We start from the raw sequence: 14,526 nt of genomic DNA, 5'->3' as shown, positions 1-14,526 counted from the left end.
ATTTTTATAATGAAAAGAAGTAGAACAATTACCTGGGAAGACCCCATGAAAGGTGCAAAAGAAGCTATGCAATTGGATGGAATTGCTTATTTAATGGCCATGAGCGATCATAAATTTCCTTTGCCACCTCTTTTACATACATTAAACTTTAGCGTTAGCTTAATTGAAGCCGGAAACGTAGTTTTTGAATTTACACCTCAGGAATTTCATTACAATCCAATTGGTACCGTGCATGGTGGCGTAATTACAGCCATTTTAGATTCGGCAATGGGTTGTTCTGTACATTCTCTTTTACCTGCCGGAAAAGGTTATACCACTTTAGAATTGAAAGTAAATTTCCTGAAAGCCATCACCATTAAAACCGGAAAATTAAAAACCATTGCTAAAGTGATCAACCTGGGCGGCCGTACCGCTTTGGTAGAAGCACAATTGCTTGATGATAATGATACTATTTACGCTCACGCGGTGAGCACTTGTTTAATCTTAAAATTTTAAAAAAAATATAAAAATGAAAACTTCACAAAATACTGTTTTATTAATCGGCGGAACTGCCGGTATCGGTTTAGAAATCGCAAAACAATTAACTGCTTTAGATAACCATGTAATTATTACCGGCAGAAACCAGGAAAGACTGGACGCAGCTGCTACATCGTTACAAAATGTAACCACTATTCTTTCTGATGTAAGCAAAGCTGAAGATGTAGACCAATTGATAAGTCGGATCAAAGCCGAATTTCCTCAGTTAAATATCGTGATCAACAATGCAGGCAGGGCAATTCTTTACAATTTAGCCGATCCAAACCAGGACGCTTTTGCTCACGCAGAGGATGAAATGCTGACCAATTATTTATCTATCATCAGGATTAATCAAAAGTTATTACCTGTGTTAAAACAACAGGAAGCTTCAGCCATCGTAAACGTTTCATCTATCGTAGCGTATGTACCTGGAATTACTCTGCCAACTTATGCGGCCAGTAAAGCAGCATTGCATTCGTATAGTACTTCTTTGAGGTTAAGTTTGGAAGAAACATCTGTAAAGGTTTTTGAATTGATGCCTCCATTGGTGGATACTGAATTTTCGAAAGAAATTGGCGGGCATAATGGTATCAAGCCAACTGTAGTGGCCGAGGATTTATTGACTGCCCTGGCCAATGATGAATATGAGATCAGGGTGGGAGACACTGCAAAAATTTACGAACTGTTCAGGCAGTCGCCAGTGGATGCTTTAAATGTAATGAATGCAAATAGAAAAGCCTGGATCGATTCTGTTGAGCAATAAATGATATAGCAGGGAAGCAAAATAAATTGTTGTTTCCATTTAGATGACGGTTTTCAATATAGGAATTGTTACTTTCGCGCCATTAAGTGTAAATCCTGGGTTTACTCAACCTTAATGGAACGATAGGGACTTATAGCTATTCCTGCTATATTAAAATACCTTTCGGATAATTAACGGTTGATTTTTATCCAGGGGAGGTGACTAAAAAACAATAAAATGAAAAGAGTAGTAGTAACAGGTTTAGGTGCGATAACCCCTCTTGGCAATACTGTTGAGCAATTTTGGCAACAGATATTAGCTGGAAAAAGTGGCATTGGCCCAATTACAAAATTTGATTCGAGTAAATTTAAGACGCAATTTGCAGGTGAAGTAAAGGATTTTAATCCTGAAACATACCTGGAGAAAAAAGAGATTAAAAAATACGACCTTTTTACGCAATATGCCATTGGCTCGAGCGATCAGGCGATAAAAGATGCTGGTTTGGATTTTAGTGCCATGAATGATGGTCAATTGGCAGAAGTTGGTGTAATCTGGGCAACCGGAAACGGTGGTATCGGTACTTTTGAATCACAGTTGGAAGAGTTTCATTCCGGAGATGGAACACCTAGGTTTAATCCTTATTTTATCCCGAAAATGATCGTTGATATTGCTGCCGGAGCCATTTCTATCCGTCATAAATTACGTGGACCAAATTATTGCACAGTTTCGGCCTGTGCATCGTCTAACACCGCAATTATTAATGCTTTTGATACGATCCGCTTAGGTAAAGCGAATGTGATGATTGCAGGTGGTTCTGAAGCAGCCTTAACCAAATCATCAGTAGGCGGATTTAACGCTGCCCAGGCTTTATCTAAAAATAATGAAGACCCTCAGGGTGCGTCTAAACCTTTTGATAAGGATAGGGATGGTTTTGTGATGAGTGAGGGCGCAGGTGCTTTGGTTTTAGAAGAACTGGAACATGCTTTACAGCGTGGTGCACATATTTATGCTGAAATTGTTGGTGGTGGAATGGCTGCTGATGCGTATCACTTAACCGGAACACCTCCGGATGGGATTGGTGCAGCTTTGGGCATGACAAAAGCATTGAAAGACGCCGGAATTACTGCCGATAAAATGGATTATATTAATGCACACGCTACTTCAACCGGATTGGGCGATTTAAGTGAATTGCAGGGGATTAATACTGTTTTTAATGGTTTACCTGTGATTATTGGGGCTACTAAATCGATGACTGGCCATTTATTGGGGGCGGCTGGTGCTGTAGAGAGTTTGATCTGTATTTTGTCGATAAGGGATAATGTGATTCCTCCAACCATTAACACTAAAAACCTGGACGAAAACATTCCGAAAGGATTGAATATTGTATTGGGTGAGCCAATTAAAAAGGAAATCAATTATGTGTTAAACAATACTTTTGGTTTCGGTGGACATACGGCGAGTACGATTTTTAAAAAATACGAGGCTTAAATAGGTTTTATAGACCATATTAGATGGTGCCTGGTTAATCGCCAGGCACTTTTTTATAGCTGTAGTTTTAATCCTGCCATCATCTACACAAAGTTCACTTCTCTGTTATTCTGAACGCAGTGAAGAATCTTTTAGTGATAGAAGGTTTTCGGGCAGTGCTTTTCCGAAGTTGCTACAAGTAAGTGCAGAGATTCTTCGTTATACTCAGAATTTACAAAATCCTAAAAAGTGTCATCATCTGGACTGTAGCGCGCTGATTTTTTCATCGGCAGCGAAATGGAGAGATCTGCTTAGTAAAATATTCTACTTAGTTTTTTTGCCACGGATACACAGAAAACACGGAGAATTTTGGATATAGATTTCTCGGTTCCGTTGCACTCCGCTCGAAATGACGATTCTATCTTAATTACATAGATGGGTGGGAAACCAATAACTAATAAACCAATTAACCTACTTGTTCATCAATAAATTAACCAGTTCTTTCAGCTCTTCTACTTCCAGTTCCAGTTTTTCGATGCGGTTTTCCAATGCAGTAGTATCAGATTGAGGTTCTGCATGGGTTCCAGTTTCAGTTTCGGCAGTGGTTTCAGCTTGTTCCCCTAAAAGATGAATGAAGCGGGTTTCTTTCTGTCCTGGTTTTTTAGCCAATTGTTTTACAAAAGCAGGCTCGTCATCTGACAATTTTTGAAGTTGTTCTAAAACCTCTTCTATGCGCTCAAATTCATATAATCTACCTGAATTACTATTGATTTCGCCTGGTGTTAATGGACCACGTAAAAGTAAGAGACAAATAATAGTCAGCTCCGAGGGTAATAAAGGATAAACGATGGCTAAATTATGTTTGTATTTAGTTGCCCGACTAGATCCTCCTGTAGCTGTGGAAATTAGACCTTTTATTTTAAGTTGATTTAGCGTTAAAGTTATAGTTTCCTCATCGTAATTTACCACAGGATTTCTCGAACTTTTTTGGTTGCATGCAGCCGTTAAACTATTTAAAGTCATTGGGTAATAATCCGGTGTGGTGCGGCTTTTTTCTATTAACGAGCCTAAAACGCGTTGCTCTTCTGCTGATAAGTCTGGTAGTGGTTTTACATTGTCCATGTTATAAAAGTATAAATTGGCTGAGCATTTTGAAAATTATTTTGTTAATGACTTGTTTATAGGGAGTTACCCAAATTATTGCTTTATAGAAAAAATCTAATTGCAGCAATACTAAGCCAGAAATGACTTTTTAACCGGATACTGATCTGAAATTAAGGTAATTAAAAGGAAAAAAGTTTGAATTGCTTTAATAGATTTCGGCACCATGAATTTATTTCAGGCTTGTTATAACACGGAGGAGAATTTCTGAAACAAGCTCAAAATGATGATTATAGCAAGAAAAACTAAACCTTTGTAATCACAAACGACGTTCTGCGGTTATTTTTTCTCCCTATTTCAGTTTTATTATCCGACATCGGTTTACGAGATCCAAAACCCTTAAAAGTAAGCCTTTTTGCATCTATGCTGTTTTTAATCAGGTATTCGTAAACGGCATTTGCCCGATTAAAAGATAACTTTTCATTTAATTTATCATCACCCACATTATCGGTATGCCCCTGAATTTCAATCTGTACTTTTTCATTCTGATGCAAAAAATCAATAAGCAGATCCAATTCATGGATAGAGGCGGGTAAAAGATTAAACTTATTAGTATCGAAGAAAATGTTTCTCAAGGTTACATTTCCGCCTTGCTTTATTTTTTCAATATAAACTTCAATCTGATAAGGTTTATTAATATCCCCAGGCTTAAGCTCGAAGTTTTCAGAATAAAACATATAACCTTCGGCATTTACATTAAACAAATAATTACTTCCAACAGGCATTACAGCTAAAAATTGTCCGGTTTCTGGATCGGTATAATCATCAAAGACAGTTTTATTGGTTTTCAAATCTACTACTTGTACATTACTTTCTATTGTTTTTTTAGTATCCCGGTCTCTTACAATTCCTTTCACATAAGATACTTTTAGCGGTTTGGCTACCTCAGGGATGCCGAAACTGTAAATGTCCTGCAAGCCATAACCACCTTTTAAATTTGATGAAAACAATCCTGAATTGCCATCGGCACTTACCACTAAACCACTTTCATCTTCAAAAGAATTAATCGGATAACCTATATTGACGGGCTTGTGCCATTTGCCATCATTTTCCTGTCTGCTATAATAAATATCTTTGTTCCCGAAACCTGGCCAGCCATCTGAAGAAAAATACAAGGTTTTGCCGTCTACATGCAGAAAAGGTGTATTCTCATCAAAAGCAGTATTGATATCTGGTCCAAGATTAATGGCTGGTCCCCATTTGGCATCATCAGTAATGGTACTTTTCCATATATCGTAACCACCATACCCGCCAGGCCGGTTACTAATAAAATATAATGTCCGTCCGTCAGGACTAATAGCAGGCTGCGACTCCCAGAATTCAGAATTAACGGGCTGGCCAACATTATAAGGTTCGCCCCAATCTTTCCCTTCGCGGTGAGAAACATAAATATCACACCTGCCTAAACCATCTGGTCGGTTGCATCCTGTAAAAAAGAGGTATTTCCCATCAGGCGAAATGGTTTGTGCACCTTCATTGTATTTAGCCGTATTAATCTTACTTGACAAGGGAGTAGCAGTATTCCATGAATTATTTTTGAGTTGAGAAGTCCAGAAATCTTCATTTCCATTAACCTGGCGGGTAAAAACCAGGGTTTCACCATCGGCAGTTATTGCAGGAAAGTACTCTGCATCTGTTGTATTTACACCTTCACCTAAATTTGTTGGGCTATATTTTACGGGTTTCTTTATTGCAATGGTAGCAAAATCACAGTCTAAAAGGTATTTTTTTGCTCTTCTTACTCTATCAGATGAGGAATCTAGCATCAAAAATTCGTTAAAATGCTGTTTTGCTTTTAAATAATCCTGCGTAGCAAATTCTGTTTCTGCCAGGCCATAAATTACTTCCGGAGCTACTGCTTTATTAATTAATATTGCTTTTTCGTAAGCCGTTCTGGCATTCTGATACTTCTTTTGTGTTTTGTAAACACCTGCAAGCATTACATAGGCATTTTGAAATAAAGGATCGGCCTCAACAGCATTGTTTAAGGCCTGCTCCGCTGAGGCATAATCTTGCTTTTGAATGAATTGGTTTGCTTTTTCGAAAAAGCTTTGCGCTTTTTTATTGCCCGAAACCTGAGCAAACGCATTAAAACTGAATAGGCTCAAGAATAAGAATAGACAAAACCTCATACATTAACATTTGGTTATCAAAGCTAATGTAAACTAATTTAAGGAATATTTAAAAATTTGTGTGTTTGCAAAGAAATCTCCCATTTAGGATTAGCCATTACATACTCAATAATTAATGGAGTAATTTCTTTTGACTTAGACCATTCTGGCTGAAGATATAGTTTACAGGTAGGAGATACCATTGCGGCATATTCTTCGGCCCATTTAAAATCACTTTTATTAAAAACGATAACCTTTAATTCGTGCGCAAATGGTGTAATATCTGGCCTTGGAGCCTTAAATTTCTTTGGCGACAAACAGATCCAATCCCAATTTCCGGAAAGTGGATAGGCTCCGGAGGTTTCGATAAAGGTGAGGATGCCTCTTTCTTTTAATTTATTGGTTAAATAATCCAGATTATAAATTAAGGGCTCACCACCGGTAATTACAACAGCTTTCCCAGGAAATTTATCTGCATTTTCGACAATTACATCAGCTGGGGTAAGGGGATGCATTTCTGCGTCCCAGCTTTCCTTAACATCACACCAGTGACAACCTACATCGCAGCCTCCTAAACGGATGAAATAAGCTGCTTTACCGGTATTAAATCCTTCTCCCTGTATGGTATAAAATTCTTCCATTAAAGGAAGTAATGTGCCGTCTTCTGGTATTTCTTGTTTCATTTTTGAGGATGCAAATATCCTAAAAAAATATGGTGATGCTGTTCCTCTTTTGAAATTTAATAGAAAGATGAAACAAGAGTGATATTTTTTTGCAGTATTTTAGCAGAATGAAGTGGTTTAAGGCACTAAATAATAACCAAATTCCTCGACCTGATACAATTAAAACAATTGAGGTTGCAGGAAAACAGATTTGTCTGATCAATATTGATAATAAAATTATTGCAACCCAATCTCATTGTCCACATGCTGGCGGCCATTTTAGTGGTGGCTGGTGTAAAAACGGAAAACTGGTTTGCCCTATCCACAGATATGAGTATAGTTTAACCACAGGAAAGGGAGCGGAGGGACAAGGAGATTATATCAACATCTATCCAACCGAATTACACGAAGATGGATTATATATCGGTTTTGAAGAAAGCTGGTGGAGTAAGCTTTGGGGATGAAATATTCCCTTCATGCTGAATTTATTTCAGAGTGACGGGTCTGTTATAAAATCAATTTAACAAATGCCTCTTGAAAAACTCCTGACAGTTTAGAACTTCAATCTCAGAAAAATAAAAATCTTCAATATCTTCTGTGATAATACATTTACAATTAGCAGATTTGGCAGCGTAATATTCTAAACCATCTTCAAAATCGTGAATTGATTTGTTAGAAAGGGTATCCAAAACACTTTTTGATGAATTTCCTGCAATCTTAATATACTGGCAGAGCAAATCGATTTTCTGTTTGGCCAAATGTGATTTATGTTTTTTTTCTGCGAAATAAAATGCTATAGCTAAACAAAGGGGAGAAGTGTAAATTTCAAAATTTGGATGCGATGCTAAACTTAAAATTCTTGACGAATAGGTATAAAGAGGATATTCCTTATTCAATACGGAAACAAGGACATTCGCGTCTAAAAATATCTCCATCAGCTACTTTTTAGAAGAAAAGAATTCATTTTTTGAATTTTTACGGTTTGGCTTTGGCGTTTTTTTATATTCTACTTCTCCCTCAGCAACCATGCTCACCCAATCTGAAATTGGAAAGTCTTCTAAAGATTTGTACTCTTTAGCAGTTACCTGGGTTAAGAGGTGCTCTATTAATCGCGATAAGCTAATGTTGTTTTCAGCGGCATATTTTTTTGCCCTTGCTACAACATCTTGATTAAAACTTAAAGTTAACTTAGTATCCATCTAATTAAATTTTAACCAAATATAACAATTACACGTAAGGATTAAAAATATTACACGTAAAAAAAAACAGCTCAAATATTTGAGCCGTTTTTTAATATCTATGACTTAGGTTTTCGCTTTAGTCTTTAGCTTTTCACTACGAATAAATTTCTTTCCTAGCTGATGCCAATGTATTTTTTAATAAGCCAATAATCGTCATTAGACCAACACCCCCGGGAACAGGCGTGATGTAAGAAGCCTTAGGCGCCACGTTTTCGAAATCTACATCTCCAAATAACTTAAAGCCAGATTTGTTTTCTGTAGAAGTTTCTCTGTTAATACCTACGTCAATAATAATTGCGCCAGGTTTTACCATATCGGCAGTAACAAAATTCTTCTTACCAATTGCGGCAATCACAATATCTGCCTGGAGAACCTGTTCTTTTAGATCTTTAGTACGGGAATGTGTAAGGGTTACGGTACAGTTGCCTGGGTTTGCGTTACGGGCCATTAAAATACTCATTGGGCTACCCACAATATTACTGCGTCCCACAACAACACAATGCATTCCTGTGGTATCTATACCATACTCTTGTAGCATCAATAAAATACCATAAGGTGTTGCCGGAATAAAGCAAGGTAAATTACGCATCATCCTTCCTAAATTTACAGGGTGAAAACCATCAACATCTTTACGGTAATCGATTTTTTCGGTTACTTTTTCAGGATCTATATGTTTTGGAAGTGGTAGTTGAACAATTAATCCGTCTACATCATCATCCTGGTTAATTTCTTCGATTTTAGCCAGTAATTCTGCTTCAGTAACCGAATTATCATATCTGTGTAAAGATGATTTAAAACCAACTTTTTCACAATTTTTCATTTTGCTGGCCACATAGGTTTCGCTTCCACCATCATTGCCCACTAAAATGGCAACCAGGTGTGGCTTGCGGCCTGTTTTATTTAAAAATTCGGCAGCTTCTTCTGCAATTTGAACTTTAACTTTTTCTGATACGTATTTACCGTCTAATAATTTCATTTTAAAAGTATCGGGTAGTGAGTACCAAGTATCAAGACTAAATGGTCTACTTGATTGCTCTTTATGATTTTAACTATTATTTAAATTTGCGAGAATCTTGATACCTGGTACTTGTATCTTGATGCTATTTTAATCCAATTTCAAAACTGCCATAAATGCTGTCTGCGGAATTTCTACGTTACCCACCTGACGCATGCGTTTTTTACCTTTTTTCTGTTTTTCCAATAACTTACGTTTACGGGAAATATCACCACCATAACATTTAGCCGTTACATCTTTACGTAGGGCACTTAGTGTTTCGCGGGCAATAACTTTGGCACCGATTGATGCCTGTATTTTAATCTCGAACTGTTGACGAGGGATTAATTCTCTTAATTTCTCACAGATTTTCTTTCCGAAATCGTAAGCGTTGCTCCTATGGATTAATGAAGATAAAGCATCAACAGGCTCATCGTTTAACAACAAATCTAATCGCACTAAATCAGATTTACGGTAACCAATTTGGTGGTAATCAAACGAAGCGTATCCTTTAGAAAGTGTTTTTAACCTGTCATAGAAGTCGAATACGATTTCGGCCATTGGCATTTCGAAAACCAACTCAACCCTGTCTGATGTTAAATATGATTGATTAATAATTGCTCCTCGTTTTTGGATACAAAGCGACATTATCGGACCAACAAAATCAGACTTGGTAATAATATTTGCTTTGATATAAGGTTCTTCAACCGAATCCAATTTACTTGGATCTGGCAAATCAGATGGATTATTTACGATAAACTCATCACCTTTTGTAGTGTGTGCTATGTAAGATACGTTGGGAACCGTTGTGATTACGGTCATATCGAATTCGCGTTCTAAACGCTCCTGGATAATCTCCATGTGCAACATTCCTAAGAAACCGCAACGGAAACCAAAACCAAGAGCCGCAGAACTTTCTGGCTCGAAAACAATAGAAGCATCGTTCAGCTGCAACTTATGCATCGCCTCACGCAGTTCTTCAAACTCGTCAGTATCTACAGGGTAAATACCAGCAAAAACCATAGGTTTAACCTCTTCGAAACCTTGGATGGCATCTAACGATGGTCTGGCAACAGTTGTAATCGTATCACCAACTTTTACCTCTCTGGCTTCTTTAATACCAGAAATAATGTAACCCACATCGCCGGTTTTAACCACATTACGTGGCGACATATCCAACTTCAAAATACCAACCTCATCAGCGAGATATTCTTTGCCAGTATTAATAAATTTTACTTTATCACCCTTTTTAATTTCTCCGTTCACCACTTTATAATAGGCAATAATCCCTCTGAATGAGTTGAAAACGGAGTCAAAAATTAATGCTTGTAAAGGCGCTTCAGGGTCGCCAACCGGAGCTGGAACGCGGTCTACAATCGCCTGGATAATATCAGGAATTCCCATTCCGGTTTTACCCGATGCAGGAATAATATCTTCGCGTTTACAGCCAATTAAATCAATAATCTGGTCTTTAACTTCCTCAGGCATAGCCCCGGGTAAATCCATTTTATTTAAAATCGGGATAATTTCAAGATCGTGCTCTAAAGCTAAATATAAATTTGAAATGGTCTGGGCCTGAATCCCTTGCGAAGCATCTACAATCAATAATGCCCCTTCACAGGCTGCAATAGAACGAGAAACCTCGTAAGAGAAATCTACGTGTCCCGGTGTATCAATCAGGTTAAAATTATATTCAATATCCCCAACCTTATAGTTCATTTGTATGGCATGACTTTTAATCGTTATGCCTCTCTCACGCTCTAAATCCATGTTGTCGAGCAATTGCGCCTGCGCTTCACGCTGCGAAATCGTCGCTGTATATTCTAATAACCTATCAGCCAGGGTGCTCTTACCATGGTCAATATGTGCAATAATGCAAAAATTACGTATATGCTTCATCTTTGCGCAAAGATATGGTTTTTAAGGTAATTTTTAATCTAGAAAATATCCATCTCAAGCACTTTGATTTGAAAAGCAAATACAGTGGCTTTTCGGTTACAGTAGTCCTGCTTTCCACTTTACTCCATTGCATTGCGTGTTCGTTTCAATCAGGTTTATTAAACTTAAGCTAATGTTCCTTTTTACATTTTTCGGGCAAGATGCTTTAGTAAGTAACAAATTGAACATCATGAAATCTAAAATAGAACTAAAATCAAAACATTTTGCTCAGTTTAACCAATATCAATAAAAAATACGGTAGCCACGAAGTATTAAACTTTGGCGAATGGAAAATCGATAACGGAATTCATTGGTTAAAAGGAGGGAATGGCACTGGTAAATCAACCTTATTTCGGATTATTTCCGGACAAACACCTTTTAAAGGCGAAGTAGAGTTTAATGGAATCAATCTTAAAAAAGACCCTGTAAAATTCAAATCCATCATTAGTTTTGCCGAAGCTGAACCCCAATATCCTCTATTTATAACCGGGCAGGAGTTGATCGATTTTTATATTGAAACCCGGGGTGCTGAAAGAAAACAGGCAGAAGATCTTGCACTATATTTTGCAATGACGCTGTTTCTTGACAATAAAATAGGTAGTTATTCCAGTGGAATGTTAAAAAAACTTTCGCTGATCTGCGCATTTATGGGTAACTCCGATTTATACATTTTAGATGAACCATTAATTACTATTGATATAAACTCGGCTGATCAACTGTATCGGTTAATTACAGAAAAAGCGGCGCAGGGAAAGGGGGTTCTTTTATCATCACACCAGGAGGTAAATAACGATAAGCTTCAACTTAATACTGTACTTCAAATCGTTGATAAACAAATTATTCAACTCTAAATGCTGAAGTTATTGATTAAGACGCTGTCGAAAGAATTTTACCAGCAACATGCTGGCTTTTTTCTTGTAGGCATTTATATGTTATTTGGCATAGTAGAGCCCTCTCAATTACTCAGTTACCAAACAGCCTTATTATTAGCTGGTGTTTCTTCTCCAATCGGAATGGCAGTTGTATTTGTATCCTGGCTTTTATACGCTACAAAAGTTCATTTCTTTATCAAACAAAAATTAGCATCAGCCAGGTATAATTTTATTAAAGAATCAGCCGCTCTGGAAAAAAACTTACAGTTAAAATTATGGGTAAAGCTATATTTCACTATTCTTTTACCAATAATTATTTATGTTTTTCTACTCATTGCCTTAAGTATCTATCACCACTTTTTTATTAGTATCGCATTTATCTTAATTGTTTTTTCGCTTATAATTTTTGGTTTATCCTGGTTTACCTATCAATCCGTGGCATTGGGCTTTCTGAAAAAAGAGAGACAAATAATATCAGTAGGGCTGAAAGTAAAAAAAGCATTTATTAGCTGGCCGCTGTTTCATTTATTGAAAGAACAACCATTAATGTTGCTGATGTGCAAGGTCTTGTCATTAATTTTCTTTAAGGGAATGTTATGGATGTTTGCTGATGTGGGTAATGATATCCGTGTAATATTGGTTGCTTTATTGGCATCTGTTTTATGTCATGCAGTTTTAGTTTTTACCCTGCTAAAATTTGAAACCGAATTTTTAAATTTCAATAAAAGCCTGCAGATCTCTGTAATCAAAAGAATGTTAAACTGGTTATTGGTTTTTGCCATTATTTTAATTCCTGAATGGATATTTTTGATTATGGCTGCTCACCTTAACCTATGTGCTATAGCGAATGGGATTTTATTCGGCATTGCAGGATTATCTTTTCTTTTAACATTATTATATATAGTTAGGTTAAATATGGATAACTACCTGAAATGGCTGCTATTTTTCTTTTTTATTGCCATGTGGTCGATACTTGGGCATTATTATCTTTTTTTCAGTTTAGTGCTGTTAGGCAGTTGTATTTTATACTACTTCATTATGTTTAATAGAATCGATTTAAAAGGGATAGAAGAATAGCAATAAGAATTTTAACCACAGATGTTGATGAACAATACAGATAAATTCATCCGTAACCATCCATTTGATCTGTGGTTAAATCCTGTTAAACCATCGTTTTCTTCCACTTACCTTTTTTAAATAAGAAGTAAGCAGCTACAGCAATTCCAGCCTCTGCCGTTGGTATAGCAATAAAAACTCCCGTTGGGCCCATTTCTAAATATTTCGCCAGGAAATAAGCCAAAGGAATCTGGAACAGCCAAAATGCAAAAACATTAATTTTGGTAGGCGTCCAGGTATCGCCAGCACCATTAAATGCGCTGCTAAATACCATTGCCGCTCCATAAATCACAAAACCGAGACTCATAATTTTAAGGGCCTTACCCGCAATAGCAATCACCTTTTCATCTGAAGTGAAAAATGCAGCGAACAAATGCCCACAAGTGAGAAAGAGTACACTTACTACCGCCATAAAAATCAAAATGTATTTTAAGGTTTGGAAAACGGACTTTTCAGCACGATCTATGTGGCCTGCACCCAAATTCTGACCAACCAACGTAGCGGCTGCATTGCTTAAGCCCCAGGCTGGTAACATAAAAAACATCATCAGCCGTAGTGCAGTCTGGTAACCTGCCGATCCCGTATCACCACCAGTAGTGGCAACCAGTTCTGCTAAAAATACCCAGCTGCAGCTTGCAATTACAAACTGAAAGATAGCTGGAGCGGCAATTTTAACAATCGCTTTAATCTGCGTAAAATCTGGAATAAAATGACCGATGCGTATCTTAAGCGCGTTTTTACCGCTAAATAGATTATATACCTGATAGCAAACACCCAAACCACGACCAATTGTCGTTGCAATTGCAGCGCCTGTTAAACCAAATGAAGGTACTGGTCCAAAACCGTTAATAAAAACAGGGCAGAGAATGATGTTGGCAATATTGGCAATCCATAAACTCCGCATTGCGATTGCCGCGTTACCAGCACCTCTAAAAATCCCATTAATCAAGAATAGCAGTACAATAATGATACTTCCGCCCATCATAATGCGGACGAATGTGACACCTTGCTCAGCAGTTTCAGCTGAAGCGCCCATGAGCAATAGAATATCTCTGGCGTAAATCAACCCCAGGATACTGATTATTATGTTTACGAAAACAGCTATCACAATGGTCTGCATTCCGGCTTTTGATGCTGCTTCTGGATTTTTCTCGCCAATTCTGCGTGCAACCACTGCAGTTGCTGCCATACTCAAGCCAATGGCTAATGAATAAATTATGGTTAATACAGATTCCGTTAAACCAACGGTTTGTATGGCATGGCTGCTGTTTTCAAGGTGGCCAACAAAATATAAATCAACCAAAGCAAAAACCGACTCCATAGCCATTTCCAGCATCATAGGAATGGCCAATAAAATAATGGCGCGTTTTATACTAATGGAAGTGAGGTCAACTTCGTGACCTTTTAAAGACTGGATCAGAATATCGAAAAATGACGATAATTTGCCCTGTGCCTTTGTAGACTGTGACATATAATAAAAATAAATTGTGATGTATAAACAATGATATGCAGTTAAACGTACATATCTAAAATTGAAATGGAGGGAATCCTCAGTTACTTAAAACCTCAAACGGATTGCAGATACTATCATGGTTCTGGTCTTTTTGATGGTGCAAATATAAATAAAATTTTGAGCCGTCAAATTTTGATGACTGCTTTTAAGGGATTGATTTATTTTTTGTAATTTATTTTAGCCAAGGAGGCAT

The 14,526-nt window shown here is 37.2% G+C and carries 14 protein-coding genes; 6 read left to right on the top strand and 8 right to left on the bottom strand.

Annotated features, from left to right (window positions below; all coding sequences use genetic code 11):
* The first annotated feature begins 9 nt into the window (after positions 1-9).
* The 3 genes from FFJ24_RS11480 (at position 10) to fabF (ending at position 2,746) form a co-directional block, all read left to right on the top strand.
* Positions 10-495, top strand: a complete 486-nt coding sequence (locus tag FFJ24_RS11480) for a PaaI family thioesterase (RefSeq protein WP_138821631.1) — start codon at positions 10-12, stop codon at positions 493-495.
* Between the two features lie 13 nt (positions 496-508).
* Positions 509-1,279 (top strand): SDR family oxidoreductase, encoded by a 771-nt coding sequence (locus FFJ24_RS11475; RefSeq protein ID WP_138821630.1) that lies wholly within the window; start codon positions 509-511, stop codon positions 1,277-1,279.
* Positions 1,280-1,495: 216 nt separating this feature from the next.
* Positions 1,496-2,746 carry a beta-ketoacyl-ACP synthase II gene (gene fabF, locus FFJ24_RS11470; RefSeq protein WP_138821629.1) on the top strand — a complete coding sequence of 417 codons (1,251 nt, stop codon included), beginning with the start codon at positions 1,496-1,498 and terminating at the stop codon, positions 2,744-2,746.
* 450 nt (positions 2,747-3,196) lie between these two features.
* On the opposite strand, the gene FFJ24_RS11465 is transcribed toward fabF, so the two are convergent.
* The 3 genes from FFJ24_RS11465 to FFJ24_RS11455 form a co-directional block, all read right to left on the bottom strand.
* Entirely contained in the window at positions 3,197-3,847 is a 651-nt protein-coding gene (locus FFJ24_RS11465) for a YceH family protein (protein ID WP_138821628.1), read from the bottom strand.
* Positions 3,848-4,131: 284 nt separating this feature from the next.
* Complete coding sequence (locus FFJ24_RS11460) at positions 4,132-6,018, bottom strand: OmpA family protein (protein WP_138821627.1); 1,887 nt, start codon at positions 6,016-6,018, stop codon at positions 4,132-4,134.
* 38 nt (positions 6,019-6,056) lie between these two features.
* Complete coding sequence (locus FFJ24_RS11455; protein ID WP_138821626.1) at positions 6,057-6,680, bottom strand: 7-carboxy-7-deazaguanine synthase QueE; 624 nt, start codon at positions 6,678-6,680, stop codon at positions 6,057-6,059.
* A gap of 107 nt (positions 6,681-6,787) precedes the next feature.
* Here FFJ24_RS11455 and FFJ24_RS11450 point away from each other — a divergent pair, with 107 nt between their 5' ends.
* Complete coding sequence (locus FFJ24_RS11450; protein WP_138821625.1) at positions 6,788-7,123, top strand: Rieske 2Fe-2S domain-containing protein; 336 nt, start codon at positions 6,788-6,790, stop codon at positions 7,121-7,123.
* Between the two features lie 51 nt (positions 7,124-7,174).
* Here the strand turns inward: FFJ24_RS11450 and FFJ24_RS11445 are convergent, their stop codons facing one another.
* The 4 genes from FFJ24_RS11445 to lepA form a co-directional block, all read right to left on the bottom strand.
* On the bottom strand, positions 7,175-7,594 hold the full coding sequence (locus FFJ24_RS11445) for a PIN domain-containing protein (protein WP_138821624.1): 420 nt from the start codon (positions 7,592-7,594) through the stop codon (positions 7,175-7,177).
* Positions 7,595-7,597: 3 nt separating this feature from the next.
* Positions 7,598-7,858, bottom strand: a complete 261-nt coding sequence (locus FFJ24_RS11440) for a DUF6364 family protein (protein ID WP_138821623.1) — start codon at positions 7,856-7,858, stop codon at positions 7,598-7,600.
* A 136-nt stretch (positions 7,859-7,994) separates the two neighbouring features.
* Positions 7,995-8,876 (bottom strand): bifunctional 5,10-methylenetetrahydrofolate dehydrogenase/5,10-methenyltetrahydrofolate cyclohydrolase, encoded by an 882-nt coding sequence (locus FFJ24_RS11435; RefSeq protein ID WP_138821622.1) that lies wholly within the window; start codon positions 8,874-8,876, stop codon positions 7,995-7,997.
* Positions 8,877-9,005: 129 nt separating this feature from the next.
* Entirely contained in the window at positions 9,006-10,793 is a 1,788-nt protein-coding gene (gene lepA, locus FFJ24_RS11430; RefSeq protein ID WP_138821621.1) for a translation elongation factor 4, read from the bottom strand.
* A gap of 263 nt (positions 10,794-11,056) precedes the next feature.
* Between lepA and FFJ24_RS11425 the strand changes: the two genes are divergently transcribed.
* Positions 11,057-11,683, top strand: a complete 627-nt coding sequence (locus FFJ24_RS11425) for an ABC transporter ATP-binding protein (RefSeq protein ID WP_168202459.1) — start codon at positions 11,057-11,059, stop codon at positions 11,681-11,683.
* A 12-nt stretch (positions 11,684-11,695) separates the two neighbouring features.
* Positions 11,696-12,781: a hypothetical protein gene (locus tag FFJ24_RS11420; protein WP_210419505.1), complete on the top strand. Its 1,086-nt coding sequence runs from the start codon at positions 11,696-11,698 to the stop codon at positions 12,779-12,781.
* Between the two features lie 85 nt (positions 12,782-12,866).
* Here FFJ24_RS11420 and FFJ24_RS11415 read toward each other — a convergent pair whose 3' ends face one another.
* Entirely contained in the window at positions 12,867-14,291 is a 1,425-nt protein-coding gene (locus tag FFJ24_RS11415) for an MATE family efflux transporter (RefSeq protein WP_138821618.1), read from the bottom strand.
* Between the last annotated feature and the right edge of the window lie 235 nt (positions 14,292-14,526).

This window comes from Pedobacter sp. KBS0701 (assembly GCF_005938645.2).
In the GTDB taxonomy this organism is placed as follows: domain Bacteria; phylum Bacteroidota; class Bacteroidia; order Sphingobacteriales; family Sphingobacteriaceae; genus Pedobacter.
This window is presented reverse-complemented; position numbering and strand designations above follow the sequence as displayed.

What these genes read in the sequence shown, in the direction of transcription:
- lepA (WP_138821621.1), bottom strand. Translation starts at nt 10,793, where the DNA reads ATGAAGCATATACGTAATTTTTGCATTATTGCACATATTGACCATGGT.
- FFJ24_RS11435 (WP_138821622.1), bottom strand. Translation starts at nt 8,876, where the DNA reads ATGAAATTATTAGACGGTAAATACGTATCAGAAAAAGTTAAAGTTCAA.
- fabF (WP_138821629.1), top strand. Translation starts at nt 1,496, where the DNA reads ATGAAAAGAGTAGTAGTAACAGGTTTAGGTGCGATAACCCCTCTTGGC.
- FFJ24_RS11455 (WP_138821626.1), bottom strand. Translation starts at nt 6,680, where the DNA reads ATGAAACAAGAAATACCAGAAGACGGCACATTACTTCCTTTAATGGAA.
- FFJ24_RS11465 (WP_138821628.1), bottom strand. Translation starts at nt 3,847, where the DNA reads ATGGACAATGTAAAACCACTACCAGACTTATCAGCAGAAGAGCAACGC.
- FFJ24_RS11460 (WP_138821627.1), bottom strand. Translation starts at nt 6,018, where the DNA reads ATGAGGTTTTGTCTATTCTTATTCTTGAGCCTATTCAGTTTTAATGCG.
- FFJ24_RS11445 (WP_138821624.1), bottom strand. Translation starts at nt 7,594, where the DNA reads ATGGAGATATTTTTAGACGCGAATGTCCTTGTTTCCGTATTGAATAAG.
- FFJ24_RS11475 (WP_138821630.1), top strand. Translation starts at nt 509, where the DNA reads ATGAAAACTTCACAAAATACTGTTTTATTAATCGGCGGAACTGCCGGT.
- FFJ24_RS11440 (WP_138821623.1), bottom strand. Translation starts at nt 7,858, where the DNA reads ATGGATACTAAGTTAACTTTAAGTTTTAATCAAGATGTTGTAGCAAGG.
- FFJ24_RS11450 (WP_138821625.1), top strand. Translation starts at nt 6,788, where the DNA reads ATGAAGTGGTTTAAGGCACTAAATAATAACCAAATTCCTCGACCTGAT.
- FFJ24_RS11480 (WP_138821631.1), top strand. Translation starts at nt 10, where the DNA reads ATGAAAAGAAGTAGAACAATTACCTGGGAAGACCCCATGAAAGGTGCA.
- FFJ24_RS11415 (WP_138821618.1), bottom strand. Translation starts at nt 14,291, where the DNA reads ATGTCACAGTCTACAAAGGCACAGGGCAAATTATCGTCATTTTTCGAT.